The sequence below is a fragment of the Nocardia shimofusensis NBRC 100134 genome (assembly GCF_001613125.1).
In the GTDB taxonomy this organism is placed as follows: Bacteria; Actinomycetota; Actinomycetes; order Mycobacteriales; family Mycobacteriaceae; genus Nocardia; species Nocardia shimofusensis.
The window spans coordinates 35,165-58,733 of record NZ_BDBT01000010.1 but is presented as its reverse complement, the minus strand read 5'-3'; the positions used below and the strand labels follow the sequence as shown (position 1 = coordinate 58,733).

Below are 23,569 nucleotides of genomic sequence, written 5' to 3'. Positions count from 1 at the left end.
CGAGACCGGGATCCTGGCACGGATTAGGATCATCGCCATGACCGTCGCCGCACAGTTCGCCCGCATTCCCCATCCCGCGCCGCAATCGGATCAGCGGGTAGCGGAGATTCTGGCGGCCCCCGGCTTCGGGCGGTACTTCACCGATCACATGGTCTCCATCGACTACACCGAGGCCGAAGGCTGGACCAACGCGAAGGTCGAGCCGTACGGGCCGCTGTCGATGGATCCGGCCACCATGGTGTTCCACTACGGCCAGGCGATCTTCGAGGGACTCAAGGCCTACCGGCAGGCCGACGGCAGCGTCGCGACCTTCCGCATCGACGCCAACGCGGCGCGCTTCCGTCGTTCCGCGCGCCGGATGGCGATGGCCGAGTTACCCGAGGAACTGTTCATCGAATCCGTGCATCAGCTGCTCGAGGTCGACGAGCGCTGGGTGCCCGCCGCGGGTGGCGAGGAATCGCTGTACCTGCGCCCGTTCCTGTTCTCCACCGAGGCGGGCCTGGGCGTGAAGCCCGCGTCGGCCTACAAGTACCTGCTGCTCGCCTCGCCCGCGGGTGCGTACTTCCCGCGCGGGGTCAAGCCGGTGCGGGTGTGGCTGTCGACCGAGTACGTGCGCGCCGCCCCCGGCGGCACCGGTGAGGCGAAGGTCGCGGGCAATTACGCGGCCTCGCTGCTCGCCCAGGCCCAGGCCTCCGAGAAGGGGTGCGACCAGGTGGTGTGGCTGGACGCCTGCGAGCGCCGCTACGTCGAGGAGATGGGCACCAACAACCTGTTCTTCGTCTTCGGCACGGGCTCGAACGCCCGTCTGGTGACCCCGGAACTGTCCGGCTCGCTGCTGCCCGGCATCACCCGCGATTCGCTGCTGACGCTGGCCGCCGACTCCGGCTACCCGGTGGAGGAGCGCAAGATCACCGTCGACGAATGGCGCGAGGGTGCCGCGTCCGGCGAGATCAGCGAGGTCTTCGCCTGCGGCACCGCCGCGGTCATCACGCCGGTCGGCTGGGTGCGCTCGGGCGAGGGTGAATTCACCATCGGCGGCGGTGAGCCCGGCGAGGTGACCATGGCGCTGCGCGACACCCTCACCGGTATCCAGCGCGGCACCTTCGCCGACATCCACGGCTGGATGCGCAAGGCCTGAGCGCGAGGCGGTGGCAGCCGGTACTGCCACCGCTCAGTACTGCCACCGCCTCCACCGATCCACCGATCCACCGGTTGTCTCAGCCGGGCATCAGCATGTGCCACTGCTCGAGGGTCTGCGGACGCATGACGTAGTTGTTGTCCTTGATCGCCGACAGCGCCGCGCTGGGTTCCTCGGAGTACCAGTGGCCGGGGTAGACCACCGGGTTGCCGGACAGACCGGCCAGATAGCGCAGGCTGCGGAACATCTCGTCGGTGTCCCCGCCGGGGAAGTCGGTGCGCCCGCACCCGTCCACGAACAGGGTGTCGCCGGCGACGAGGCGGTTGTCCACCAGGAAGCACTGGCTGCCAGGGGTGTGCCCAGGAGTGTGCAGCAGCTGGATGCGCACCGCGCCGACCTCGAGGGTGTCGCCGTGCTGATGTCCGGTGAGTTCGCTCGGCGCGATGCCGGTGACATCGGCGACCCAGGAAAGTTCCTGGTTGTTCACGTGCACGGGCACCGGGCTCTGCTCGAGCAGTTCGGCCACGCCGCGCAGTGTGAAGCCGAGCATGGTTCCGCCGACGTGATCGGGGTGATGATGGGTGGCCAGCACACCGGTCAGGCGCAGGCCGTCGTTCTCGGCGATGTCGACCAGATCGCCGGCGGCGTAGGCCGGGTCGACCACCACGCACTCACCGGCCTCGCGGTCACCGATCAGATAGGCGAAATTGCGCATCTGGGTCGCGATCGGGTCGCCGACGGCGAAATCGCGCCCGGCCAGCAGCTGCCGGAAGTACAGACGGTCGGAAGACATACGCCCACCCTAGGGGTACTGTGGCTGCCTCCGCGCATCGGCAAGGAAAAGTACCGGTCGGTTGTATTCGGTGCAACGTGGATGACTGTTCCGGTCCGGTGACCCCGGAATCAGGGGGTTGCCAGCGAGAAGCCGACCGCCGCGACGGTGATCGTCACCTCGATCGCGGAGCCGAGTACGTCGCCGGACAGGCCCTCGAAACGGCGCACGCAATGCCGGACCAGCAGCAGCGCGACGGCGAGGGCGACCAGCGTGGCCACCGGGCCGAGCCAGGCGCGGTCCGGCACCGCGAATATCGCGCACACCGCCGCCGCGAGCGCCCAGAGCGCGCCGGTCGGCCGGGATTGGGTGCGGGCGACCAGGGCACCGAAGCCGGTGCCCGCGGCGGGCGGCGCGCCGTGACAGGCGAGCACGACGGCGACCCGGCCCACGGTGACCGCGAGCGCCAGTGCGAGCCAACGGCGTTCATCGACGAGCGCCGCGAACGCGAGGGTCTGCACGCCGATCGCGAATACGATGGCGGCGACGCCGAACGGGCCGACATCGCCGCCCTTCATGATCGCGCGGGCGCGTTCGGGCGGGCCGTAACTGCCGAGACCGTCTGCGGTGTCGGCCAGACCGTCCAGGTGCATGCCCCGCGTGCCCAGGGCCAGCGCGCCGACCGCGAGCAGCGCCGCCAGCGGAGCGCTCGCGCCGAGGTGGGCCGACAGCCAGGCGAGGGCCGTGGCGAGTGCGCCGAGCGCCGCGCCGACGAGCGGGGCGAGGGCGATCGCCTTGGCGGCTCCGGAGCGGTCCACCTCGTCGGGGCCGCGCACGGGCAGCACGCTCAGCCAGGAGAACGCCAGCCGCGCGGCCGCGGGCCAGGACACCCGGCGCGGTGCGGTCATGTGGTCAGCGGCGCGGTGGTCGGGTCGTTGCCGGGAGTGCCTTTGCCGGGAGAACCGCTGCCAGGAGTGCCACTGTCGGGAGTGCCGCTGCCGGAAGTACTCACGCCCGCCTCGTCGAAAGTCGACATCTCCGCGAGCGCGGCGACAGCGCCGCGCAGGATCGGCAGGGCGGCGACCGCTCCGGAACCCTCGCCCAGGCGCATCTCCATCTCGATCAGGGGTTCCAGGCGAAGCTGCTTCAACGCGAGGGTGTGCGCGGGTTCGGTGGAGCGGTGTCCGGCCACCCACCAGGCGCTCGCGCCCGCGGCCAGATCCTCGGCGACGAGCGCGGCCGCGGTGACCACCACGCCGTCGAGAATCACCGGGGTGCGGCGCTGGGCGGCGCGGGCCAGGAATCCGGCGGTGGCGGCGATATCTGCGCTGGAGGCGACACGCAGCAGGTCCACCGGATCCTTCATCACCGGTCGCGCCCGGCGCATGGCGTCGCGGATGGCGGCGACCTTGCGAATCCAGCCCGCGTCGTCGATGCCGGTGCCGCGACCGACCGCGACGACAGGTTCGGCATTGGTGAGCGTGGCGATGAGCACGGTAGCCGGGGTGGTGTTGCCGATACCCATGTCTCCGGCGACGAGCAGATCCGCGCCGCCGTCGATCTCCTCGTCGGCGATGGCGACGCCCGCGGCCAGCGCGTCGTCGATCTCCTTCGCCGACAGCGCGTCCTCGCGGTCGATGCTGCCGCAGGAGCGGCGGACCTTGTGCGCGCTGATCGACGGATCGGTGTCGCCGTCCACGGCGATGTCGGCGATCCGGACCGTCGCGCCCGCGGCCCTGGCCAGCGCGTTGATCGCCGCGCCGCCCGCCAGGAACCCGGCGACCATCTGGGCGGTCACCTCGCGGGGATAGGCCGAGACGCCGTGCGTGGCGACGCCGTGATCCCCGGCGAACACCACCACCCGCGCCCGCTCGAACTGCTTCGGCGGGCACGCGCCCTGGCAGGCGGCGATCCAGTTGCCGAGCGTCTCCAGCCTGCCGAGCGCGCCCACCGGCTTGATCAACCGGGTCTGGCGTGCTTCGGCCTGTGCGCGAATTCCCGCGTCGGGGGGTGCAACCGGTCCGAATCCGTGTGTCACTGGTCGAGCCTCTCGGGTCGGGCAGCGGCGTCCTCGCCGCGGGTGGTCGTCGCCCAATCTTGCCCCGCGCTCTCGCGCGTGCCGAACGCCGCCCTCGAGCGGCGGCCGTCAGTCGCCGGGCAGGCGGCCGAAGCGGCGGCGGTATTCGGTGGGGGCCAGGCCGACATGGCGCTGGAAGTGATGGCGCAGCAGGGCGGCGGAGCCGAATCCGCAGCGGGCGGCGATCTGTTCGAGGCCGAACCCGGTGTCCTCCAGCAGCTGCTTGGCGTGCAGGATGCGCTGGGTGGTGAGCCATTTCACCGGGGTGGTTCCGGTCTCGGCGGCGAAGCGGCGGGCGAAGGTGCGGGTGGACATCGCGGCGCGGGCGGCGAGTTCGTCGACGGTGTGCGGCAGATCGAGATGCTCGTTCATGTACTGCAGGGTCTCGCCGAGGCTGTCGGAGGAGCAGTCGGCGACCGGACGTTCGATGAACTGGCGCTGACCGCCGTCGCGCTGCGGCGGCACGACCATGCGGCGGGCGATGGCGTTGGCCGCGGCGCTGCCGATCTCGCGGCGCACCAGGTGCAGGCAGGCGTCGATGCCCGCGGCGGTGCCCGCGCTCGTGACGAGATCGCCCTCGTCGACGAACAGCACGTCGGGGTCGACGGTGGCCTCGGGGTACCGGGCGGCGAGTGTGTCGACGTAGCGCCAGTGGGTGGTGCACTTACGGCCGTCGAGCAGACCGGCCTCGCCCGCGAGGAACGCGCCCGAGCAGACGGTCAGGATGGTGGCGCCCGCCTCGTGGGCATCGCGGACGGCCTCGATCAGGCGCGGGTCGATATCGCCGGTGAGCACGTCGGCGGGCGCGGCCGGGACCGCGACCAGGTCGGCGTGGCGGAGCTCGGACAGATCGTAGGCGGGGGTGACAGTGACGCCAGGCGTGGAGGAGGCCAGCGGCTTGCCGGGCTCGGCCCCGCACACCTTGAAATCGAAACCGGGCAGACCGTCGGCGGTGCGGTCCATGCCGAAAACCTCGCAGACCACGCCGAATTCGAACATGGCGAGCTTCTCGTACAGCACGACGGCAACCTTCGACAACATCCACCGAGTGTAGCTGGCCGAAAATTGACGAACTATGTCAGAACAGCCACTTTCGGTGGAAAATTGGCGACCGCAAAATTACTGCCATGATAGTTCTTCTCCTCACCCTCGCCGGAATCGCCCTCCTCCTGTTCTTCTCGACTCGCGGCCACGGCTCGGCCGGTTCCTCCGATGTCGTCGATCGCGACGTCCAGCGCGCCCGGGCCGAGATCGCCGCGATCGCCGGCCGCGCCGACCATCGCTGACTCCCGACCGCTGCCGATCCCGACCGCTGCCGATCCCGACCGCTGCCGATCCCGACCGCTGCCGATCCCGACCGCCGCGGATCCCCGGAATGACACCGACGGAAACGACAGAAACGACAAACGGCCGCCCGTCGCGAGGACGAGCGGCCGTGGAAGCCGGAGAATCGGGAATCAGACAGCGTCGCCCGGGCTGACGCGCGGCTTGGGAGCGCGCATCCGGCGGATCTGGGAAGCGCGCACGAAGGCGTACCAACCGAGCTTGATGCCGGTGTCGGTGGTGTCGGGGAATCGCTCGACGACCCGGTTGTTGACCAGCTTTCCGAGGATGACGCCCTCGATGGCCATGAACAGCATCATCACCAGCATGACCAACGTCACGATGGTCTGCAGGCCGGGCGCGGCGAACATCGACAGGATCAGCACCAAGGCCATCGGCATGAACAAGCCCGCCAGATTGCGCCTGGCATCGACGATGTCGCGCACGAAGGCGCGCACCGGGCCCTGGTCGCGGGGCAGCAGGTATTTGTCGTCGCCGGCGAGCATCTTCGCGCGGCGCTCCTGGACGGCGAGCTTGCGTTCGGCGGCGGCCGCCTTGCGCTCCTCACGGGTGCCCCTCGGACCCTTGGCGGCCTTGCGGCGGGCGCGGGCCTCCTTGGCGGTGAGCGGGGCGGGCGCGACCGGTCCGCGCCGGTTGCCCTGTGCCTCACGGCGTTTCGGGGTGGGACGGCCCTTGCCGGGGGTGGTGGCGGGGCCGGTCTTGGTCATGCTGACGGCCGCGTCGTCGTGCGCGTCCGCCGTGGACTCGGCGGTCGCGTCGGTGGTGCCGGCCTGGTCGCGACGGAACAACTTCACGCCGACCAGGCTATTCGATGGCGTTTCGCATGCCGAAACCCGGTCGCTTTCGGTGAGGCCGTCGCCACCCGGTGGCGTCGCGGTGGCAAGATGGGGAATACAAGAAGGGGAATACCAGCCCGAGTAGTGGCGTTGATGCAACGGGTTGACCTCAGCTGTCCTTTAGGAGCGTTCATGACTGTGCAGAACGAGACCGTGCAGAACGAGACCACGACTCACGGCGTGGTCCTGACCGATGCCGCGGCGAGCAAGGCCAAGGCGCTGCTGGATCAGGAGGGCCGCGACGACCTGGCGCTGCGGATCGCCGTGCAGCCGGGTGGTTGCGCCGGCCTGCGCTACCAGCTGTTCTTCGACGATCGCAGCCTCGACGGCGACCTGACCGTCGAGTTCGGCGGTGTCAAGCTGGCCGTGGACCGGATGAGCGCGCCGTACGTGCAAGGCGCCTCGATCGACTTCGTCGACACCATCGAGAAGCAGGGTTTCACCATCGACAACCCGAATGCCACCGGCTCCTGCGCATGCGGCGACTCCTTCAACTGATGTCGAGTTCCCCCGCCTGACGGGGGATACCCGCTCGAGGTGGCTCCTTCGCGCGGTCCGGTGTTGATACGGTGAAAGGCGGGGACCGGTATCTCCGGCCCGCGCCCGCTGCCGCCTACCGTTGAAGGGGCCCCGCCTCGTGTCTATCGCCGTGTCCGCGTCCATCGCGACCGACCACCTCATGCGTTTTCCCGGACGGTTCGCCGATGTGCTGCTGGCCGATCAGCTGGCCAACGTCTCGCTGAGCTTCCTCGTCGACGACCTGCAGATCCGGCGCGGAGGCGTCGGTGGCAACATCGCTTTCGCGATGGGTGTGCTCAACCGCACGCCCCTGCTCGTGGGCGCGGTCGGCGCCGATTTCGCCGAGTACCGGGCGTGGCTGGAGAAGCACGGCGTCGACTGCTCGACGGTGTACATCTCCGACCGCGCGCACACCGCGCGCTTCGTCTGCACCACCGATGACGACATGGCCCAGATCGCCTCGTTCTACCCCGGTGCGATGAGCGAGGCCCGCGACATCTCCATCGCCGAACTGGCCGAATCCCACACGCTGGATCTGGTGCTGGTCGGCGCCAACGATCCCGAGGCCATGCTTCGCCACACCGAGGAGTGCCGCGAGCTGGGCATCGCCTTCGCCGCCGATCCCTCCCAGCAGCTCGCGCGCCTCGACGGCGACCAGACGGTGCGGCTCATCGACGGCGCCGCCTACCTGTTCACCAACAAGTACGAGTGGGCGCTGCTGCTGCAGAAGACCGGCCTGAGCGAGGCCGAGGTGGCCCAGCGCGTCGGGATCAGGGTGACCACGCTGGGTGCCGAGGGCGTACTGGTGGTCGACGCCGACGGCACCGAGATCCGCGTCGGCGTGGTGCCCGAGCGGGAGAAGGTGGAGCCGACCGGAGTCGGCGACGCCTTCCGCGCCGGCTTCCTGACCGGTCACAGCGCCGGCCTGAGCCTGGAGCGGTCCGCGCAGCTGGGCTCGCTGGTGGCCGTGCTCGTGCTGGAGACCACCGGCACCCAGGAGTGGACGCTGCACAAGGACGACGCGATCGTCCGGCTCACCGAGGCCTACGGCCCCGAGGCGGCGGCGGAGATCAAGCCGCTGCTCTGACCGCGCGGCCTCTCGTACTCGAATAACCGCGACACCCCCCGGCCCTTTCGGACCGGGGGGTGTCGTGTGTTCGGAGCTGCGGCGCTCAGAGATTCACCGGGTAGACCGGCTCCTGGATCTCGGGCTTGATGCGGTCCTCGACGAAGATGCCGTGCCAGATCATGAACACCAGCAGAGTCCACAGCCGCCTGCTGTGATCGGAGCGGCCCTCGCGGTGGTCGACCAACATCGCGGTGATCGCGGCCTTGTCGAGCAGGTGGTCGGTCTGCGAGTCGGCGATCTGGGTGTGCGCCCAGTCGTAGAGCTCGGTGCCGCGCAGCCAGTGCCGCAGCGGGACCGGGAAACCGAGCTTGGCACGGTGCAGCACGTGGCCGGGCACGATGCCCTCCAGCGCCTGGCGCAGCGCGTATTTGGTGGTCTCCTTGGTGAGCTTCTGATCGAAGGGCAGCTGCTCGGCGACCTTGCGCACCTCGGTGTCCAGGAACGGCACCCGCAGCTCGAGCGAGTTAGCCATCGTCATCTTGTCGGCCTTGACCAGGATGTCGCCGCGCAGCCAGGTGAACAGGTCCAGGTGCTGCATGCGCGCCACCGGGTCCCAGCCGCGCGACTGCGCGTAGATCGGGGCGGTGACGTCCTGATGCGTCCACTCCGGGCGGAACTCGCGCAGCACCGAGCGCAGCTGGGCGTCGCTGAAGCTGCGGGCGTTGCCGTAGTAGCGCTCCTCGAGCGTCAGCGAACCGCGGTGCAGCAGGCTCTTGCCGCGGGTGCCGTCCGGGATGCGGTCCGACAGCTTGCCCGCCAGCCTGCGCAGCCCCTTGGGCAGATACTCGAAGGGCTTCAGCGACAACGGTTCCCGGTAGATGGTGTAACCGCCGAACAACTCGTCGGCGCCCTCGCCGGAGAGCACCACCTTGACGTGCTTGCGCGCTTCCTTGGCCACGAAGTACAGCGGCACCAGCGCCGGGTCGGCCACCGGATCGTCGAGATACCAGACGATCTCCGGAATGGCGGCGGCGAACTCGGCGGGGGAGACCACCTTGACGATGTGGCGGGCGCCGATGGCCGCGGCGCTCTCGGCGGCCACGTCCACCTCGGAGTAGCCCTCGCGCTCGAAGCCGGTGGTGAAGGTGATCAGATTCGGGTTGTGGCGCATGGCCAGCGCCGCGATCGCGGTGGAGTCGATGCCGCCGGACAGGAACGAGCCGACGGTGACATCCGCGCGCATGTGCTTGGCGACGGAGTCCTCGAGCGCGGCGGCGATCTCGTTGTAGCGGGTCTGCTCGGAACCGGGCGTGAACGGGCGCACCGGGAAACGCGGGGTGAAGTAGCGGGTGACCTCGGGCTCGGCGCCGGGACGCAGCACCGCGTAGGTGCCCGACTCCAGCCGGCGGACGGCCTTGTGCAGGGTCTCCGGCTCCGGCACGTACTGCAGCACCGTGTAGTGCTCGAGCGCGCGCGGATCGAGCTCGTCGCCGCGCTTCAGCGCGGGCAGCAGGTCGAGCAGGCTCTTCTTCTCGCTGCCGAACGCGGTGCCGCCGGGGCCGGTGGCCAGGAACAGCGGCTTGATGCCGAACGGATCGCGAGCCAGGAACAGTTCGTCGCGCTCGGTGTCCCAGACCGCGAAGGCGAACATGCCGCGCAGCTTCGCGACAGCTTCGACGCCCCAGTAGTGGTAGGCGGCGACGATGGTCTCGGAATCGCCCTCGGTGCGGAACATCGGCTGGTCGCCGAATTCCGCGGCGTGCGCGGCCCGCAGTTCCTCGCGCAGTTCGAGGTAGTTGTAGATCTCGCCGTTGAAGGTCAGCGCGTAGCGCTCGGGAGACTCCGGCGGGCCCCAGCGCAGCGGCTGATGGGAGTGCTCGATGTCGATGATCGACAGCCGGTTGAACCCGAAGACGAGGTGGTCGTCGTGCCAGGTGCCTCGTTCGTCCGGTCCGCGGTGTCGCATGCAGTGCAGCGCGTTGTAGACCTGATCCACGACCTCGGAAGTCGCCGCGTCAGCTGTCAGGAATCCGAGCAGTCCGCACACGTGTCGGCAACCTCGTTTCTCCGGTCGGGGGCGCCGCGTCGCGCGCGGCCGAAATGACGTGTCCGAGTATGCCGCACGCGCGCGCAGGACGCCTCATGCCCTGGTGGCGGCGGGCCACGGGGGCCGCGCCGGGCGTCGCGCGAGTGTCGAATGCGACCCGGCGACATAGAGGCCGCCCGTTTGGTCTACGCTGCGTAGTACTCAGGTCGTTCTCAGGCAGGTGGGTCCACGGTGGCCGCCGTCCGGAGAAAGGTCTGAACGTGCTTTTATCGTGTCGTCAGGGCGGATCGCGGCCCCGGCGGCGCACTGTCGGAATGTGTGGCGACCAGGAAGGCGTGAGCGTGGCGCACAAGGCGAGCGAAGAGATCGGGGCACGACCCGTTCGAGGTCGGCAGGGCCGCATCCTTCGGCGGGCCGGGCTGGCGGTGTCCTTGGGGATCACCGCGATGCTCGTCTCGGGCTGCTCGATCGACAATGTTTGGCTGCGGTTCGGCTGGCCCTCGGGCGTCACGCCGCAGGCGACCCGGATGCGGGAGCTGTGGACCTGGTCCATCGTCGCCGCGCTGATGATGGGCCTGCTGGTCTGGGGTCTGACCTTCTGGACGGTCGTCTTCCACCGCAAGAAGAAGAACTCCCCGGAGTTCCCGCGCCAGACCGGCTACAACGTGCCGCTGGAGCTGACCTACACGGCTATTCCGTTCGTCATCATCGCGGTGCTGTTCTACTTCACCGTCGTGGTGCAGAACTACGTCCACGAGAAGGTGGAGGACCCCGACGTCACCGTCGACGTCACCGCCTTCCAGTGGAACTGGAAGTTCGGTTACCGCGAGGTCGACTTCAAGGACGGCTACCGTTTCGACGGCATCGACACCGCCCGTGAGGACGCCGCTGCCGAGCAGCTGAAGGCCTACGAGGAGCGCGTCGACTCCGAGCACGGCCACCCGCAGCCGGGCCCGGTGCACGGCCACCCGGAGAACGATCTGTCGTTCCTGCACTACGACACCGTCGAGACCGTCGGCACCAGCACCGAGATCCCGGTTCTGGTCCTGCCGACCGGCAAGGTCATCGAGTTCCAGCTCGCCGCCGCCGACGTGATCCACTCCTTCTGGGTGCCGGAGTTCCTGTTCAAGCGCGACGCGATGCCCAACCCCAAGGAGAACAACTCCGACAACGTCTTCCAGATCACCGAGATCGATCAGGAAGGCGCGTTCGTCGGCCGCTGCGCCGAGATGTGCGGCACCTACCACTCGATGATGAACTTCGAGATCCGGGCGGTTTCGCCGGAGAAGTTCACCCGGTACCTGGACGAGCGCCGCGCGGGTAAGACCAATGCCGAGGCCCTCTCGGCGATCGGCGAGTCCCCGGTGGCCACATCGACCAGCCCGTTCCAGACGGATCGCTCGGTGAAGAGCGCGTCCGGCGAGTCCGAGTGAGGATTGATCTGACATGAGGATCGAAGCACGCATCTTCGAACTGCTGACGGTGTTCTTCATCATCGTCGCCTTCGTCTACGGCTTCTTCACCGCACAGTCGCGCACCGGCATCGAATGGGCGGGCACCACCGCCATCGTGCTGACCGCGGGTCTGTCGTTGATCGTCGGCACCTATTTCCGGTTCATCGCCCGTCGCCTGGACCTGCGTCCGGAGGACTACGAGGACGCGGAAATCGTCGACGGCGCCGGTGACCTCGGCTTCTTCTCGCCGGGCAGCTTCTGGCCCATCCTGCTGGCCGGTGCCGGTTCGATCGCGGCCCTCGGCCTGGCCTTCTTCGAGCCGTGGCTGATCGCCGTCGGTGTCGTGGCTGTCGTCGCCGCGGCCGCCGGGCTGGTGTTCGAGTACCACGTCGGTCCCGAGAAGCACTGAGCGGAGTCTCTGCGGGCCACTGGGAGGCCCACACGAGAGCTCGCACCACAGGACAGCGCCCCACCCGCACGGGTGGGGCGCTGTCCTGTCTCTACGGCGCTGTGCTCCTGTCGACCCGTTCGCCGGATGCGGCAGTGCGACGGCTCGCGACGTCAGGCGAGCCGGCGCCGAACCTGGCGGCCTGGCAGGCCCGCTTCGGGAACAGCGGGACACGACGAAGGCCGGACGCGTCCGCCGACGCGTCCGGCCTTCGGGGGTTCTCGTGCTTCTACTGCGCCGACTCGTAACGCAGGGCGCGCTCGGAGGCGCAGATGTCGTCGATGCTCGACATGATGTCGCGCAGCAGTTCCGAGGGCAGCGCCGAGGGACGCAGCCGGCAGGTGAAGGTGATCAGGCCGTGGTCCTCGTGCGGCAGGTTGCGCGCGCCGGCCTCGGCGCGCAGGTAGTCCGAGCGCACGCCGTAGGTCATCGCCGAGATGACGGTGAAGCAGCCGGTGCGCTCGCGGTGCCCGGAGAACAGGTCGTGCAGCCGGTAGAACACCGAGGAGTAGGTCGACATCGGCGCGAAGATGCCCACACGGTAGGCCGGGCCGCGCTCCGAGGAGCTGATGACGGTGTCGGCGAGGTATTCCGCGTCGCGCAGGGTCAGCACCTTCGGCGCGAACATCAGCGCGCCCGCGGCGGCGTTGCGCACCGGCATGCCCGCGCGCCCGCTCGCGTGCGAGGCGATGGCGCCCAGGCCCTTGCGGGCGCGGGTACCGACGTCGCGGCGGGCCTTCAGCGAGCGGGTCGGCGCGGTCGGGTACAGGCTCGACCACTGGCCGAAGCGCACCGTGCCGAGCTGCACGTGCCCGGTGCCGACCGGACGCGCGACCTTGAGTGGCTGGGTGTCGACCCAGCGGCCGACCTGCAGCGCGGCATTGCCGGGGCGGGAGATCTCGCTCTGGGCGTGCTCGACGAAGGAGTCGAAGTCCAGGAACCGGTGGGCGTCGGTGGTCAGCCAGGTGTGGTCCTTGTCGATCTCGACGGTGTCCAGCGTCAACGCGGTGATGATGCCCGCCCGGCCGCCCGCGCCGAGGATGCGGTGGAACCGCTCGGTGTGGTGGTCGCGTCCGCAGGTGCCGATGCGCCCGTCCGGGTCGACGTATTCGAGGTCGACGACCTGGTCGATGAACAGGCCGTGCCGGTGCGAGGCGCTGGAGACGCCGCCGACGGAGGCGAATCCGCCCGCGGTGATGTCGCGGTGGTCGCCGACGATCGGCAGGCCGAGGCCGTGCGCGCCGAGCCTGCGGTCGATCTCGGAGAGCTTCGCACCCGCCTGCACCCGGACGGTCTTGCGGCCCAGGTTGATATCGAGCACCGCGTTCATCCTGCGCAGTGACACCACCGCGCGGTGATCGGGCACCTGCAGTCCCTCGTCGAGGACCTCGCCACCGACGACCGTGAGACCTTCGGCGCGCACCCGCGAATCCCGAACAGTGCGAACGACATCCGCGGTGTCACGAGGTAGATATTCTTCGGTGGAGACAGACTGCGACGTGCTCATGGCTCAAAACTTAACCACAGCCGCGCCACTTGTGCGCACTCGAATCCGGGACTGCGCTCAGGAGGCCAGACGCGCGATCCGGTGGTGGATCTCACCGGCCCAATCGATGCCGTCGAGCCGGTGGTGTTCCATCCACAGCGCGTCGAACACATCACGCCCCTCGGTGAAGAATCCGCCGCGTTTGTCCGCTTCGAAGACCACGCTCATCCCGGTCTCGGTGGCGATGAAGGTGACCTCGAGCTGGTTCAGGCTGGGGTAGTGCGGCGAGCCCGCGAACTCGATTTCCTGGTAGAAGGGCAGCGTCTGCGGGGTGTTGTGCACCCGGCCCTGCTCGACGTCGGCGCTGCGCAGGTGGAAGCCCAAGCGCTCCACGGCTTCCAGCACGATGTGCTGGGCCGGGAGCGCGCCGATGCCGATCGGGTCGGTGTCGCCCGCGTCGACCGCGCCGCGGATGCCGACCTTGGTGCGCAGCGAGACCACGGTGCCGGGCAGGTGCCTGCCGTTGTAGAACGTAATGGGGGTTTCCATCGGCGCGCGGGCGGCGAACCGGAACGACAGCTCGGCCTCGGCGGGCAGGTGGAACGGGCCGGTCACCCCGACCGGGGCGAACCCGAAATCGCGCAGACCCTCGTGGTCGTCGTACTCCTGCTCGACGCGGGTCACGAACTCCACGGCGATGTACTCCACGTCCTGAGCGACGCGCCCGCCGCGCAGCCGGATCGTTCCTTCGACCACGCCACCGGGCTGCACGCCCGGGGTGAACAATTCGGTCTCGACCTCGGCCCCACCGACGCCCGCGGCGGCCAGCAATTTCTTGAACATGCCGGGAAGTGTGGCGGGCGGACCTGAAGAAGATCTTGCGGTCGGCTTGCGTTGTGAGCAAGGTCATTCCGCGCGAAGCCCGGTACACCGCACTCGGCGCGGTGAACGGAAACAAAAAGGCTCCGGAACCACCACGGGTCCGGAGCCTTTCGGTTGTCGGTCGCTCAGCTCGCCGCGGAATCCGGGATCCGGGTGGCCTCCGGCCGGGAACCGGACGGAGTGCCCTTGAGGCTGTGTGCGTAGACGTCGACGTATTCCTGGCCGCTCATACGCATCAATTCGTACATCACCTCGTCGGTGACGGCGCGCTCGACGAATCGATTGCCCGCCATGCCCTCGTAGCGCGAGAAATCGATCGGGGCGCCGAATTTCACGGTCACCTTGTGCCTGCGCCAGCGGAACGGTCCGGGCGGGGACACCTTGTCGGTGCCGATGACCGCGACCGGGATGACCGGCACGCCGGTCTCCAGCGCCAGTCGCGCCATACCGGTCTTGCCCTTGTAGAGGCGGCCGTCCGGCGAGCGGGTGCCCTCCGGGTATAGGCCGACCAGCCTGCCCTGGTCGAGCAGCTTGCGGGCGGCGTTGAGCGCGTCCTCGGCGGCGTCGGCGCCGCTGCGGTCGATGGGGTATTGACCGGTGCCGCTGAAGAAGAACTTCTGCAGGCGGCCCTTGAGCCCAGGGGTGGTGAAGTACTCGGCCTTGGCCAGATAGTTGATCCGGCGCGGGCTCAGCAGGGGAGCGAAAAGCCAGTCGGCGAAGGAAAGATGATTACCCGCCATGATCGCCGGGCCGTCGGCCGGAATGTTTTCCAGGCCTTCCACGGTCGGGCGATTGTAGGCATGGATGAAAGGCCCCAGCAGCGCGAATTTCAGAAGCCAGTAGAACATGACATCCTTCCCCCAGGGGACCGGGATCGGTGGGTGGCAGACCTGCGACCTATGCGACTTTACCGCTGGTCGGAGTGCTCATCCAACCACGGCGGTTGCCGTGAGACGGAATCGCCGCGCCGCGCCGCGCCGGTCTGGTCACGGTGTGGTTACCCGCAGGTTGCAGGCTTACTCCCGCCATTGTCGGCGAGGCGTTCTCATCGATCGGAACCGGTCTTCGGAATCGCGGCTCTGGCGAGTTCGGCGGCGCCGATCTCACCGGCCGCCTCACCCAATTGCGTGGTCCTGATGCGGGCCAGCGGACGGTGTCCGGCGCCGGTGATCGAGCGGGCGTATTCTTCGCGCGCCTCGTCCAGGAACAGCGGCGCCGAACTGCTCACCCCGCCGGCGACCACGATCAGATCCGGATCGAAGATGTCGCTGACGAAAGCCAGGCCGAGGCCGAGCCACCGGCCGAAATCGGCGACCGCCGCCTCCGCCACCGGATCGCCGTCCTGCGCCGCGCCCGCCACCCGTCTGCCGGTGAGCGCACCGGGTTCGGCGGCGACCTCGGCGGCCAGCAGAGTCGACTCGGAGGGATCGGTGGCCAGCATCTCGATCGCGGTCTCGGCGAGTGCGGTGCCGCTGCAATAGCGTTCCCAGCAGCCGCGCTTGCCGCACGCGCAGAAGCGGCCGTTCGGGACCACTTGCAGGTGGCCGAGTTCGGGAGCCACGCCGTGGGTTCCGCGATAGAGCGTGCCGCCGACGAGCAGCGCCGCGCCGATCCCCGTGCCGATCGCGACCAGAACGACATTGTGCCCGCCCGCCGCGGCACCGAACCGGTACTCGGCCCAGGCGGCGGCATTGGCGTCGTGCTCGAGGATGACCGGCAGGCCGAGCCGCTCGGTCAGTTGCTTCGCGACCGGGGCGTCGCGCCAGGGCAGATGTGGGGCGAACCGGACGGTGTCACGGTGTTCGTTGACGAAACCGGCGACCGCCAGGCCGACCGCGGCGACCGGGTGGCGCGCGCACAGCTCCCGCACCGCCCTGGCCAAGGCGTCCTCGAGCGCGCGGGCGCTGTGCGGCGTGGGGGACTGGACGGTGTCGAGGACCTGTCCGCCCGCGTCGACCACGGACGCGCGAATGTTGGTGCCGCCGACATCGATGCCGACGGTCAGTGCAGCGCCGGTCACGTCAGATCCTGATCGTCACGGGGATATCGGTGTAGCCGGAGCGCTTGCGGGGCGATGCCGAGCGTCGCGAGGATCGGGTCGGGTCGCCGATCCCGCCCGTCCGGTCCTCGGGCCGACCGGCGTCACGGGAGCCCGCGTCGGTGGCGGTGTCGGCGGGTGAGTCGCCGGGGTCTACTGTTGCGCCGGCGCTTCCGGCGGTGTCCGATGCCTGCACCGGGCCGGGATCCGATGTGGCACGCGTGGTCGCGGACGCCGCGTCGCCGGTTGCCGGTGGTTCCCCGGTACGGACGTGCGAGCCGCGGTGCGTGTGCGGACCCGTGGGGTCGTCGGTGGGCAGGACCGGCTCGACAGGGGCGCCCGCGAGTGCTTCGCGCAGGACGGTGACGATGGCGGTGCCGTGGTCGGCGATCGCGGTCAGCACGTCGTGGTGTTCACCGCGGAGCAGGGCGGCGGTCGCGCAGACCGGGCACCAGCTGCAACTGGACCACTCGGGCCGGTCCTCGGCGGCGCTGCGCAGGGCCGGTTCGACCCGCTCGAGCACGGTCTCGGCGAGCATGCGCAGTTCTTCGGCGAATTCGGCGAAAGCGTCGGGCCGGTGTTCGTGTGCGGAGGGTCGGGGCACGTCAGCGGCCTTCCGTGCTCGCCGGCCACAGTGCCGGGTCGGGGCGGAATCGCACCACCAGACAGCCGGTGTCCAACTCGGCGCCGGAGACCGTGCACCGACGCAATACCGGGGCCAGGCGCACCCGGCGCCGCACCCCGTCCGCTCCCACGATCAAATCGTCCTCCACTCGTCCCAGTCGCAGCGTCGCCGGATCGACGACGGGCAGCCGCATCCACAACGCGTACACCGAGTCCTCCCCGGTGCCGGACTCCCATCGAACCACCGGCTCGCCGGAACGCACGTCGACACGCGTCGGGGCGTCGTCGCCCTCGGGTTCCCCATCCCGGCTGTCACCGAGCGGATCGGCGGCCCGCGCGGGGCCGCCGTCCCGGCGGGGCGTTCGCGTCACCGGGGCTTCGTCGGCGTGCCAGGACGAGGGGGCCAGGGCCGCGAGCGCGTCGGGACCGACCGGTTCCGCGCCGGTGTGCGCGGACACCAGCACCGCGACGTCATCGAGTTCTTCGCGCAGCTCGGCGATGACAGCCTGTTGATCGGCGCGGCGGTTGAGGTACCAGTGCACCGCCGGGTGGGCGGCCTCGAGCGGACCGGCGGGGGCGGGCGTCGCGGGCAGCACCTTGTTCACCAGCACCGCGTCCAGTCGCAGGCCCAGCAGGGCGGCGGCGGAACGGACCCGGCGGGTCTCGGCGACGGCGACCCGCTCGGGTGCGGTGACCAGGCGCAGGCCGGTGCGATCGTGATCGGCGAGCAGGTCACGCACCCGGGTCACCGCGGTCACGATCCGTTCGACGGTGACCGCGAGCACCGCGCGCCGGGGATCGAAACCGCTCACGCTCATGGCGCGCGCGTGCGGCGGCCACAGGCGTTCGAGGTAGTCGAGCAGAGTCTGCGGGGCGGTGACGATGCGCAGCAGGTCGGCCGAGGGCGGGCAGTCCACGACCAGCACGCTCCAGTCGGCGTCCTCGGCGAACGCGGCCAGCTCGGTGAGCATGAGCAGTTCCTGCACACCCGGCAGGCCGGTCAGCTCGGCGGGGTCGAGCGCGGCGGGATCGATGCCGAGGGAGTGACTGTGCGAGCCGCCCGCGGACAGCATCGCGGTCACCTCGGCGAAGCGGTCCTCGAGCAGGGCGAGGGAATCGAGTTCGATCACGTCCAGCCCCGGCTCCACCCGCGCGATGCCCGCGACCGTGCCCGGATCGTGCGGGAACCGGAAACCGAGGGCGTCGCCCAGCGAGTGCGCCTGGTCCAGCGAGGCCAGCAGCACGTCCTCACCGGCGCGGGCGTAGGACAGCGCGCCCGCGCAGGCGAGGGTGGTCTTGCCGACACCGCCTTTGCCGACGAACAGTTCGAGCCGGGTGCGCCGCGGACCGTGCTGCACGGCCGTCAGCCTTCGGCCCGTTTCTTCAGTTCCTTGAGGGCCGTGTCGGTGATGACCTTCTCGGCCTTGCGCTTGAACATGCCGATCATCGGGATGTTCAGATCGACGGTCAGCTCGTAGATCACCTCGGTGAAGCCGCTGGATCTCTCCAGCAGCACGTAGCTGCCGTCCTGGGCCTTCTGCAGCTCGCCCTCGATCAGCCGCCAGGCCACCGCCCGTTCGTCGGACCGCCAGACGTAGGACAGCACGTAGGTGTCCTTGACGACTCCGGCGTCGAGCACGAAGCGCGCGGTACGGACCCGTCCGTCGGCGCCACGGTCGAGGATCTCGACGGACTTGGCCGCCGCCACCCACTCCGGATAGGACTCGAGATCGGCGATGACAGCCATCACCCGCTCGGCGGGTGCCTCGATGAGGATCGACCTCTGGGTCCGGTCGGCCATGGGGTCAGCGGTTCCTTTCCGGCGACGATGCGGGTGTGGCTCCGAGTGATGACAGGTCAGGCGGCTGGGGTGACGCCCGCCGGGCGCCCGGCCTCGAGCAGTGCTTTGACCTCGAACGACATCCTCTTGCCCGCGACCCGCCTGGCCCGGTTGGCGGCGGCCGCCGCGCGGGGCGTGAGGGTGTGCCGGGGCTCGGGTTCGCCGTGCAGGAAGTAGTGCAGGAGGACCCCGTCCAGCGACGGTTCCAGCCACACCTCCATCGTGCCGGTCAGCGGACCACGCACGACCCAGCGAATGCCCTTGTCGGCGCGGTCTTCCCGCACCTCGAGCTGAAGGTCCGGCCACCACCGGCGCCACCGGCTCCGATCGGCCAGCACCTCGGCGACGGCAGCGCCGGAGGCGACGACGAAGGTCTGGTCGGCGACCTGAATGCTGCTCACTCCGCTGAGCGTAATGGATGCCGCCGCGCCCCGGACGTGGCCCGTCGATGTCGGTGGGCCCGTCGACGGCAGGGGCACCTGCCGTCCTCAGCGCAGGAGTTCGCGCAACCGCGCGCCGATGGCGTCCCAGTGCCAGTGCTGCTGGACCCAGGCTCGGCCCGCGGCGCCCATCGCGGCGGCGGCGTCGCGGTCGGACAGGACGGACACGACCGCGTCGGCGATCTCCTCCACCCGCCTGCCGTCCACCACGTGCCCGGTCTCGCCCTCGCGCACGGTTTCCGGTGCGCCACCGGAACGGCCCGCGATCACCGGCACACCGGTGGCCGAGGCTTCCAGGTACACGATGCCCAGGCCTTCGACATCCAGGCCCGCGCCCCTGGTGCGGGCGGGCATGGCGAAGACGTCGGCGACGGTGTGGTGCGCGGCCAGCTCGGCCGAGGGCACCCGCCCGGTGAACACGACGTCGCCGGACACCTCCAGCGCCTGCGCGAGCCCGCGCAACTTCTCCTCGTAGGGGCCGCCGCCCGCGATCACCAGCACCGCGCCGTCGATCCGGGTACGGATCTCGCGCATGGCCACGATCAGCGCGTCCTGCCCCTTGCGCGGCACCAGCCGGGACAGGCACAGGATCGTCGGGCGCTCGCCCAGCCCGTAGCGGGCGCGCAGTTCCGCGCGCGCGGCCGGATCGGGGCGGAAGACGCCGGGATCGACGCCGGGGGGCAGGTACTCGAGCGCGGCGTTCGCGCCGAACGCGGAGGCGAACCGGCCTCGGGTGTACTTGCTGACATAGGTGACCACGTCGGTGCTCTCGCCGATCACCCGCAGGGCCTGGCGCGCGCCGGGCAGCATCGACCAGCCGACCTCGTGACCGTGGGTGCTGGCCAGCACCCGCTCGGCGCCCGCGCGGCGCAGTCCCGGGGTGAGCAGAGCCAGCGGTGCGGCGGCGCCGAACCAGACCGTGTCGCACTTCTCCTCGCGCACGAGGCGCGCGGCGCGGCGCGCGACGGCCGGGGTCGGCAGCATGAGCGTGGTGGGGTGGCGGACCACCCGGAACTTCTGGCCGGCGTCGAACTTCACGTGCGAATCGCCACGCCAGCGGGGTGCGTAGACCACCAGATCCTCGGGGGGCAGCTGCCCGGCGAGGGCCTGCAGATACGACTGGATACCACCCGGCCGTGGCGGGAAATCGTTGGTAACCAGCAGGGTTCGGGCCATACGGACAACCTACTCGGCGGCGGATCGCCCGCGCCGTCGTGGTCGAGCTAGCCCGAGCGGTCCGCGACCCAGGATCGCCACCGGTCGGCGAAGCTCGCGCGGTCGGTCCCGAGTACCTCGCGCAGCAGCCGGTCCTCGTCCGCCCGGCCGCTCCCGGCGAGCGTTCGGTACAGGTGGAGCAGTCGTGGTTCGTCGTAGGCGGCGGCGACGAACGCGCAGATCGTCCAGGCCTGTTCGTAGGCCTCGACCGCGGCCGGTCCGGTGAACGCCGTGTCGGCGGGGAAGGCATCGGGCAGCGCACCCGACCGAGCGGCGGCGCGAACGGTCGGTGCGATCTCGGCGAAGGTGTGGCCGAGGCCGCGGTGGGCGACGTAGTCGGCGAAGCCCTCGGTCAGCCACTGTGGCGCGTCCCCGGCGGTGTGCGCGCGGGTGGCGAGGTGTGTCAGTTCGTGGCGCAGGAGCGTGCGCAACTGGTCCGGGGTCAGCCGTTCGCCGGCGTCGGGGGCGAAGACCACCCGCTGACCCGTCGGGGAAGTGCCGAAGACGAACGGGTCGGAGAACGCGGCGGCGGCGATGTCGGTGCTCGTCACGTCGACGGCCGTCGCGCCGCTGTCGTCGCTGCGGCGGCTGCCTGCGGTGTCGCTGCGGGCATGGCCGCCGGGGACCGCGCCCGCGTCGGCGCCGGTCTGCGGGCCGCCGGCGGCGGGCTCCGGTGCGCGTAGCAGTGCGGCGAACTCGGTACGGTCGGCGGCGACGACGACCACGGCGTGGCGAGTCCACGCGGTCTCGCTCGCATCCCAGAAGCCCGCTACGGCGGACAGGGCCGCGGGCAGTTCGGCGGCCAGCCGGTCGGCGAGCTCTTCGTTTCCCGGATGGGCGAGGACGACGGCCTCGGTGTCCGGCGCGCGGATCTCACGCAGCTCGCCGAACGGCGCCATGATCCGGCGCGCGGGTTCCAGGTGAGCGGTGCCCGCGGGAGCCGCGTCCGCGAGCGGTGCGGCGGCTTCGGGAATCAGGCGGATCAGCGCACAGCCGGAGGCGGTCAGCAGCGCGATCACCGCCACGGTGAACAGGAACCGCCCCCGATCGCGAGCGGCGGCCGGGAAACCGAGGGGGTGAACCTCCGTCACGTCGGCGTCAGTACCGCCGGGCGGAGTGATACGGCGTGGAGCCCATCGGGGCGACCGCGACCGGCACACCGAAGGTCGAGGCGTGCAGCATCATCCCGTTGCCCGCGTAGATGCCGACGTGCGAGATCTCGGGGTAGAAGAAGACGACGTCACCGGGCTGGAGATCGTCCTTGTCCACCGGGGTGCCGTAGCTCGCCTGTGCCGAACTGGTGCGCGGCACGTTCTTGCCGACCTGTTTGAACGCCCACTGCACCAGGCCCGAGCAGTCGAACTGGTCCGGGCCGGTGGCGCCCCAGACGTAGGGATCGCCGACCCGGGTGAGCCCGGCGGCCAGCGCGCTGGTGCCGCTGCCGGGGACCAGGCCCTGCAACAGGGTGTCGCGGTCGAAGCCGGGCGGGAAGGGCGAACCGGCCAGCGTCGCGCGGTCCGACGCCGACAGCGCGCCCCACGCCCGCACGACCTGGGCGATGGCGCCCGCGAGTTCGCTGCGCTTGTGCTCGAGATCGGCGCGCACCTCGTCGGCCTTGCGCGCTGCCTCGCGGGCGGCGTCGGCGGCTGCGCGGGCGGTGTTCTCGGCGGCTGTCGCCGCGTCGTCGGCCTTCTTGAACCGGCGCAGTTCGTCGGTGGTCTGCGTGGCGAGCATGTCCATCGTGGACATCCGGTCGAGCATCTGCTGCGGCGAGTCGCTGACCAGCACCGCGAACATGCGGTTGGTGCGCACTCCCTGGTAGGCGGCGATGGCGGTGCGGTCGATGACCGGCTGGAACGCGCGGACCTCCGCGCGGGCGGCCTCCACGACGGCGGTGCGCGCGGCGAGCTCGGCATCGGCGGCCTGCTGGACGGCGAGCTTGGCGTCGAGATCCTCCTGCGCGCCGAGCGCCTGCTGGTTGAGCTGCTCGGACTGGCGGGAAAGCTCGATCATGCTCTGCACCGCCTCGCTCGCGGTGTTCGGCATCGCGACCGGGTCGGCGACCGCGGGGGACCCGGTGGACAGTCCGGTGGCCAGAACCCCCACGGCGAATACGCCGCAGAGCAGGCGCTTGGTGCGAGAGGTGCGCTGATCGACTGCCACAGCCCGACGTGCTCCTTCGTTGCCGAAGCGCTCGGATACGGCGAAGGTCACCGGTCCGCACTTCGTTCGGTCTCGATTAGATTACGAAACGGCGGCGGCCCGTGTCCAGGTGGACACGGGCCGCGTTGCCGTACTTGCCGATTCGGCCGACTCGGTACGAAGACTCAGTACCGGCGAGCGCCCGCGAAGGGCATCGACGAGATCGGCGCGACGTGCACCGGAGAGCCGGCGTTGGCCGCGTGCACGACATTGCCGTTGCCCGCGTACAGGCCGGAGTGGCCGCCGCCGTAGAAGGAGACCACGTCGCCGGGGCGCAGGTCGTTCAGCGAGACCGGGGCGCCGGAGGACAGCTGCGCGCCGCTGGTGCGCGGCAGCTCCCTGCCCGCCTGGCGGTAGGCCCACTGGACCAGGCCCGAGCAGTCGAAGGCGTTCGGGCCGGCGGCGCCGTAGACGTAGGGAGAACCGACCTTGGACAGCGCGGCATCCAGGGCCACCTCGCCGAGGGCCTTCTGCGGCGCCACGAACGGCGGCGCGAACGGCGCGGCGGGGTTACCCGGCGCGATGCCGGGGATGGCCGGGATGCCCGGGGGGATCGGGATCTCGTTGGGCACCTCGAAGGTGCCGACGCCGGGGATGGTCACCGGCTGGGCCGAGGCCGTCGCGGGAAGGAGGAACGCGCCGATGGTGGCAGCGCCGATCGCTCCGGCGGCAACGGCACGCCGCGCCTGCCGTTTGACGGTGTTGGTCGCCATGTTGCGGTTACTTCCAATCTGCCCCACGACGCCACACCCGGTGGTGCGGCGGACTGCGACGAACGCACCGGCTCGGTGCGACGAACTCCGTGAGGTCTCGAAACGATTACGAACCGATCACGGAAGTTTGTAAAGCCGCTCGGCTGCCGAACGCGCGTTTGCCGAATGGGTGGCAGAAAAATCTGCGATAGATCTCACAGCAATCACGGAACAGTTACAGAAGCGTTTCACTGTCCGTTTCGTCCAGGTCCTCCAGGCGGCGTCCCGGCCGGGGGAGTGATCATGTGACGCGCTCGATTTCCGGCATATTCGCAGATGGGCTTGGTGTTGGGTAACCCGCGCCGGAGGAAGTTGTGGACAATCGTACAACTTTGTGCTTGTTCGGCCCGGCCGGTCGGTTTGCGCTTCGGGTGCGGAGGTGGACA

General features: G+C 70.1%; 24 protein-coding genes. 6 read left to right on the top strand and 18 right to left on the bottom strand.

Annotation, left to right across the window (positions count from 1 at the left end):
• Positions 1-37 precede the first annotated feature (37 nt).
• Positions 38-1,138, top strand: coding sequence for a branched-chain amino acid aminotransferase (locus tag NS3_RS13290; RefSeq protein ID WP_067859044.1), 1,101 nt, complete (start codon positions 38-40; stop codon positions 1,136-1,138).
• 79 nt (positions 1,139-1,217) lie between these two features.
• On the opposite strand, the gene NS3_RS13285 is transcribed toward NS3_RS13290, so the two are convergent.
• The 4 genes from NS3_RS13285 to NS3_RS13270 all read right to left on the bottom strand — a co-directional run bounded on the left by NS3_RS13285 (position 1,218) and on the right by NS3_RS13270 (position 5,028).
• On the bottom strand, positions 1,218-1,931 hold the full coding sequence (locus tag NS3_RS13285) for an MBL fold metallo-hydrolase (protein ID WP_067859041.1): 714 nt from the start codon (positions 1,929-1,931) through the stop codon (positions 1,218-1,220).
• Positions 1,932-2,041: 110 nt separating this feature from the next.
• Positions 2,042-2,818, bottom strand: coding sequence for an adenosylcobinamide-GDP ribazoletransferase (locus NS3_RS13280; protein ID WP_067859038.1), 777 nt, complete (start codon positions 2,816-2,818; stop codon positions 2,042-2,044).
• On the bottom strand, positions 2,815-3,948 hold the full coding sequence (cobT, locus tag NS3_RS13275; RefSeq protein WP_084495475.1) for a nicotinate-nucleotide--dimethylbenzimidazole phosphoribosyltransferase: 1,134 nt from the start codon (positions 3,946-3,948) through the stop codon (positions 2,815-2,817). Before cobT ends, NS3_RS13280 begins: the two co-directional genes overlap by 4 nt.
• A gap of 108 nt (positions 3,949-4,056) precedes the next feature.
• Positions 4,057-5,028, bottom strand: a complete 972-nt coding sequence (locus NS3_RS13270; protein ID WP_067859035.1) for a helix-turn-helix domain-containing protein — start codon at positions 5,026-5,028, stop codon at positions 4,057-4,059.
• Between the two features lie 86 nt (positions 5,029-5,114).
• Between NS3_RS13270 and NS3_RS29070 the strand changes: the two genes are divergently transcribed.
• A complete protein-coding gene (locus NS3_RS29070; protein ID WP_157101308.1) occupies positions 5,115-5,273 on the top strand; it encodes a hypothetical protein in 159 nt (52 codons plus the stop codon).
• A 171-nt stretch (positions 5,274-5,444) separates the two neighbouring features.
• On the opposite strand, the gene NS3_RS13265 is transcribed toward NS3_RS29070, so the two are convergent.
• Positions 5,445-6,125, bottom strand: a complete 681-nt coding sequence (locus tag NS3_RS13265; RefSeq protein WP_067859032.1) for a DUF3043 domain-containing protein — start codon at positions 6,123-6,125, stop codon at positions 5,445-5,447.
• Between the two features lie 174 nt (positions 6,126-6,299).
• Here NS3_RS13265 and NS3_RS13260 point away from each other — a divergent pair, with 174 nt between their 5' ends.
• Together NS3_RS13260 and NS3_RS13255 are read left to right on the top strand one after the other, a co-directional pair.
• Complete coding sequence (locus NS3_RS13260; RefSeq protein ID WP_067859030.1) at positions 6,300-6,665, top strand: HesB/IscA family protein; 366 nt, start codon at positions 6,300-6,302, stop codon at positions 6,663-6,665.
• 139 nt (positions 6,666-6,804) lie between these two features.
• On the top strand, positions 6,805-7,773 hold the full coding sequence (locus NS3_RS13255; protein WP_067859027.1) for a carbohydrate kinase family protein: 969 nt from the start codon (positions 6,805-6,807) through the stop codon (positions 7,771-7,773).
• A gap of 85 nt (positions 7,774-7,858) precedes the next feature.
• Here the strand turns inward: NS3_RS13255 and asnB are convergent, their stop codons facing one another.
• Entirely contained in the window at positions 7,859-9,802 is a 1,944-nt protein-coding gene (asnB, locus tag NS3_RS13250; protein ID WP_067859024.1) for an asparagine synthase (glutamine-hydrolyzing), read from the bottom strand.
• A gap of 446 nt (positions 9,803-10,248) precedes the next feature.
• Here asnB and ctaC point away from each other — a divergent pair, with 446 nt between their 5' ends.
• Both ctaC and NS3_RS13240 read left to right on the top strand, forming a co-directional pair.
• Positions 10,249-11,235, top strand: coding sequence for an aa3-type cytochrome oxidase subunit II (gene ctaC / locus NS3_RS13245; RefSeq protein ID WP_373865306.1), 987 nt, complete (start codon positions 10,249-10,251; stop codon positions 11,233-11,235).
• 13 nt (positions 11,236-11,248) lie between these two features.
• Entirely contained in the window at positions 11,249-11,665 is a 417-nt protein-coding gene (locus tag NS3_RS13240; protein WP_067859022.1) for a cytochrome c oxidase subunit 4, read from the top strand.
• Between the two features lie 268 nt (positions 11,666-11,933).
• On the opposite strand, the gene NS3_RS13235 is transcribed toward NS3_RS13240, so the two are convergent.
• The 12 genes from NS3_RS13235 to NS3_RS13180 form a co-directional block, all read right to left on the bottom strand.
• Complete coding sequence (locus NS3_RS13235) at positions 11,934-13,211, bottom strand: FAD-binding oxidoreductase (RefSeq protein WP_067859019.1); 1,278 nt, start codon at positions 13,209-13,211, stop codon at positions 11,934-11,936.
• Positions 13,212-13,268: 57 nt separating this feature from the next.
• Positions 13,269-14,033: a sporulation protein gene (locus NS3_RS13230; protein ID WP_067859016.1), complete on the bottom strand. Its 765-nt coding sequence runs from the start codon at positions 14,031-14,033 to the stop codon at positions 13,269-13,271.
• A 164-nt stretch (positions 14,034-14,197) separates the two neighbouring features.
• Positions 14,198-14,920: a lysophospholipid acyltransferase family protein gene (locus NS3_RS13225; RefSeq protein ID WP_067859013.1), complete on the bottom strand. Its 723-nt coding sequence runs from the start codon at positions 14,918-14,920 to the stop codon at positions 14,198-14,200.
• Between the two features lie 197 nt (positions 14,921-15,117).
• The gene (locus tag NS3_RS13220; RefSeq protein WP_067859010.1) at positions 15,118-16,092 is read right to left on the bottom strand and encodes an ROK family protein; all 975 of its coding nucleotides are present in this window, start codon (positions 16,090-16,092) and stop codon (positions 15,118-15,120) included.
• A 1-nt stretch (position 16,093) separates the two neighbouring features.
• Complete coding sequence (locus NS3_RS30050) at positions 16,094-16,714, bottom strand: hypothetical protein (protein WP_245649597.1); 621 nt, start codon at positions 16,712-16,714, stop codon at positions 16,094-16,096.
• Between the two features lies 1 nt (position 16,715).
• A complete protein-coding gene (locus NS3_RS13210) occupies positions 16,716-18,092 on the bottom strand; it encodes an ArsA family ATPase (RefSeq protein WP_245649596.1) in 1,377 nt (458 codons plus the stop codon).
• A gap of 5 nt (positions 18,093-18,097) precedes the next feature.
• On the bottom strand, positions 18,098-18,535 hold the full coding sequence (locus NS3_RS13205; protein ID WP_067859007.1) for an SRPBCC family protein: 438 nt from the start codon (positions 18,533-18,535) through the stop codon (positions 18,098-18,100).
• Positions 18,536-18,591: 56 nt separating this feature from the next.
• Positions 18,592-18,975, bottom strand: a complete 384-nt coding sequence (locus NS3_RS13200) for a polyketide cyclase / dehydrase and lipid transport (RefSeq protein WP_067859004.1) — start codon at positions 18,973-18,975, stop codon at positions 18,592-18,594.
• Between the two features lie 87 nt (positions 18,976-19,062).
• Positions 19,063-20,190 carry a glycosyltransferase family 4 protein gene (locus tag NS3_RS13195; RefSeq protein WP_067859001.1) on the bottom strand — a complete coding sequence of 376 codons (1,128 nt, stop codon included), beginning with the start codon at positions 20,188-20,190 and terminating at the stop codon, positions 19,063-19,065.
• Positions 20,191-20,237: 47 nt separating this feature from the next.
• A complete protein-coding gene (locus tag NS3_RS30045; protein ID WP_067858998.1) occupies positions 20,238-21,320 on the bottom strand; it encodes a peptidase MA family metallohydrolase in 1,083 nt (360 codons plus the stop codon).
• Between the two features lie 7 nt (positions 21,321-21,327).
• Complete coding sequence (locus tag NS3_RS13185; protein ID WP_067859478.1) at positions 21,328-22,392, bottom strand: NlpC/P60 family protein; 1,065 nt, start codon at positions 22,390-22,392, stop codon at positions 21,328-21,330.
• 164 nt (positions 22,393-22,556) lie between these two features.
• A complete protein-coding gene (locus tag NS3_RS13180; protein WP_067858995.1) occupies positions 22,557-23,144 on the bottom strand; it encodes a C40 family peptidase in 588 nt (195 codons plus the stop codon).
• Positions 23,145-23,569: the final 425 nt, after the last annotated feature.

Coding starts and splice junctions, on each gene's coding strand:
- NS3_RS13290 (WP_067859044.1), top strand. CDS start 38: ATGACCGTCGCCGCACAGTTCGCCCGCATTCCCCATCCCGCGCCGCAA.
- NS3_RS13280 (WP_067859038.1), bottom strand. CDS start 2,818: ATGACCGCACCGCGCCGGGTGTCCTGGCCCGCGGCCGCGCGGCTGGCG.
- NS3_RS13180 (WP_067858995.1), bottom strand. CDS start 23,144: ATGGCGACCAACACCGTCAAACGGCAGGCGCGGCGTGCCGTTGCCGCC.
- NS3_RS29070 (WP_157101308.1), top strand. CDS start 5,115: ATGATAGTTCTTCTCCTCACCCTCGCCGGAATCGCCCTCCTCCTGTTC.
- NS3_RS13195 (WP_067859001.1), bottom strand. CDS start 20,190: ATGGCCCGAACCCTGCTGGTTACCAACGATTTCCCGCCACGGCCGGGT.
- NS3_RS13235 (WP_067859019.1), bottom strand. CDS start 13,211: ATGAGCACGTCGCAGTCTGTCTCCACCGAAGAATATCTACCTCGTGAC.
- NS3_RS13240 (WP_067859022.1), top strand. CDS start 11,249: ATGAGGATCGAAGCACGCATCTTCGAACTGCTGACGGTGTTCTTCATC.
- ctaC (WP_373865306.1), top strand. CDS start 10,249: ATGCTCGTCTCGGGCTGCTCGATCGACAATGTTTGGCTGCGGTTCGGC.
- NS3_RS13270 (WP_067859035.1), bottom strand. CDS start 5,028: ATGTTGTCGAAGGTTGCCGTCGTGCTGTACGAGAAGCTCGCCATGTTC.
- NS3_RS13205 (WP_067859007.1), bottom strand. CDS start 18,535: ATGGCCGACCGGACCCAGAGGTCGATCCTCATCGAGGCACCCGCCGAG.
- NS3_RS13285 (WP_067859041.1), bottom strand. CDS start 1,931: ATGTCTTCCGACCGTCTGTACTTCCGGCAGCTGCTGGCCGGGCGCGAT.
- NS3_RS13230 (WP_067859016.1), bottom strand. CDS start 14,033: ATGTTCAAGAAATTGCTGGCCGCCGCGGGCGTCGGTGGGGCCGAGGTC.
- NS3_RS13260 (WP_067859030.1), top strand. CDS start 6,300: ATGACTGTGCAGAACGAGACCGTGCAGAACGAGACCACGACTCACGGC.
- NS3_RS13225 (WP_067859013.1), bottom strand. CDS start 14,920: ATGTTCTACTGGCTTCTGAAATTCGCGCTGCTGGGGCCTTTCATCCAT.